Annotated in this window: 2 protein-coding genes; both read left to right on the top strand. The window is 76.8% G+C overall.

Features of this window, described 5'->3' with window-relative positions; genetic code table 11:
• Positions 1–1,507: hypothetical protein (locus tag HMPREF3159_RS17870; RefSeq protein ID WP_246821575.1), on the top strand; the 1,507-nt coding region annotated here is incomplete at its 5' end.
• On the top strand, positions 1,504–2,503 hold a 1,000-nt coding region (locus HMPREF3159_RS08415; RefSeq protein ID WP_070500623.1), incomplete at its 3' end, for an HAD-IIA family hydrolase. The genes HMPREF3159_RS17870 and HMPREF3159_RS08415, both read left to right, overlap by 4 nt.

Below are 2,503 nucleotides of genomic sequence, written 5' to 3'. Positions count from 1 at the left end.
CGGCCGCGCCGGGGGTCCTCGAGACCGCCGCGACGCAGGCCCATCCCGCGACGGAGGAGCACGCCGCGAGGGCGGACCCCGCCGGGACGGCGACCGCCCCTACCGCCCCCGTCAGGACGACCGCCCGCGTCGGAACGATCGCCCCGGCACCGACGGCGCGAACCGCCGCGAGAACCGCCCCTACCGCGAGGACCGGGGCCGGTGGCAGGATCGCCCGCATCGGGAGGACCGCCCGCGCCGGGAGGGCGAGCGCCGCGACGACGCCCGCGGGCGCGACGACCGTGCTCGCCGCGACGACCGCCCCTGGCGCGAGAACCGTCCCCAGGGCGGGGAGCGTCGGGACCGCTACGCAGGGCCGCGCCGCGAGGACCGCGGAGGCTCCGGTCAGCGCCGGGACGACCGGCCCCGACGTGAAGATCGGCCCCGCCGCGACGATCGCCCGCGCCGCGACGACCGCGACCGCCGTGGCGCTCCGGACCGCCGGGGCGGCCAGGACCGTTTCGACGACCGTCGGGGCGGCTCGCGCGACCGGGGCCGGGACGCGGGCCGTCGTGAGGACCGTCGCAGCGGCCGTCCGGGCGAGGATCAGCGCGCCGATCGGCCGATCGAGCCGCGCGTGCCCGAGGGCATCACCGGCCGCGAGCTCGACAAGGAGACCTACGAGGAGCTGCGGGGCCTGAGCAAGGAGACCGCGGAGCGCGTCGGCCGTCATCTCGTCTCCGCCCACCTCCTCGAGGACACCGACCCCGAGACCGCCCTCGCCCACGCCCGCTTCGCCGCCCGTCTGGGCGGACGCGTCGGCATCGTGCGCGAGGTCTACGGGATCTTCGCCTACCACGCCGGCGACTACCGCACCGCCTCCCGTGAGCTGCGCACCGCGATGCGCATCACCGGGCGCACCGATGTCCTGCCGATGATCGCCGACTGCGAGCGCGGCCTCGGCCGCCCCGAGCGCGCCCTTGACATCGCCGCCTCGGAGGAGGCTGCCGCCCTCGGGGTCGAGTCCGCGATCGAGCTGATGATGGTCGTCGCGGGCGCCTATGCCGACACCGGCGACGTCCAGACCGCCCTGCGCACCCTCGAGATCCCGGCCCTGCGGCACAAGATCGACGGTCGCTGGCAGGTGCGGCTCTGGGTCGCCTACGCCGACCTCCTCGAGCGCGCGGACCGCGAGGACGAGGCGCTGCGCTGGATGACGCTCGCCGCCGACGCGGACACCGAGGGCCTCACAGATGCCGCCGAGCGTCTCGGCCGCCCGGCCCCCGCACCCGCCGAGGCGCCCGTGATGGAGGGAGACGAGCAGATCAGCGTGCTCGACGCCTTCGACCCCTACGCGCAGGACGACCAGGACGGCGCCGACGACGCAGAGGAGGGCGACGACCCGGTGGATGCCGGCGCGGGTGCCGACGCTTATGAGGCCGGCGACGCGACCGTGACGGCGGAGAGCGCCGACGCGGCCGACGACCCCGGCGCCCCGGAGTCCGAGAACCGGGAGGAGTCCGCGTGATCCGCCGGCCCGACCCCTCGCTCCTGGACCTCCACGACGCGCTGCTGTTCGACCTCGACGGCACCCTCATGCACGGCGCCCGGCCGATCCCGCACGCCGTCGAGGCGGTCGAGACCGCCCGCGCCGCCGGCCGCTCCGTCGTCTTCGCGACCAACAACGCCTCCCGCACCCCGCAGCAGGCCGCCGACCACCTCGCCGTGATCGGCCTCGAGGCGAGCCCTGAGGAGTTCGTGACCTCACCGCAGGTCGCCTCGCGCCTGCTCGCCGAGGACCTCGCCCCCGGCGCGAAGGTGCTCGTCGTCGGCGGACCCAGCCTCGCCGACCAGCTCCGCGCCGACGGGCTCGAGCCCGTCGAGACGGATGCCGAGGACGTCGTCGCCGTGGTCCAGGGCTGGTCCCCGGACCTCGGCTGGGCGCGCCTGGCCGAGGGGGCCTACGCGATCCGCCGCGGCGCGCGCTGGATGGCCACCAACGTCGATGCGACCCTACCCACCGAGCGCGGCCTCGCCCCCGGCAACGGCTCCCTCGTCGCCTCCCTGCGCCACGCCACCGGCGCCGAGCCGGAGGTCGCCGGCAAGCCCGAGCCGGGCATGTTCACCGTCGCCGCGGCCCGCATCGGCGCCCGCCGCCCGCTCGTGGTCGGCGACCGGCTGGACACCGACATCGAGGGTGCCGTCCGTGCCGGGATGGACTCCCTGCTCGTCCTCACCGGCGTCGACACGGTCGAGACCGCCCTGCACGCCGAGCCGGTGCGGCGCCCCACCTTCATCACCCCGGACCTCGCCGGGATCGCCGCACCCTTCCCGCTGCCCGTCGTCGACGGGGACGGCGCCCGCTGCGGCGCCGTCTCGGTGCGCCGCGAGGGCGAGGACATCGCCGTCGTCCACGGAGAGGCCGACGACCCGCGCGTGCTGCGGGCCGTGCTCGCGCTGCTGCGCGCGACCCATCCCGAGCACGCCTGGCAGGGACGCCGCGCTCGCGCACATCCGCGCCCAC

The sequence above is a fragment of the Brachybacterium sp. HMSC06H03 genome (genome assembly GCF_001807385.1).
GTDB classification, from domain to species: Bacteria; Actinomycetota; Actinomycetes; order Actinomycetales; family Dermabacteraceae; genus Brachybacterium; species Brachybacterium conglomeratum.
The sequence above is the reverse complement of the archived record's forward strand: the minus strand, read 5'-3'. Positions and strand labels throughout refer to the sequence as shown.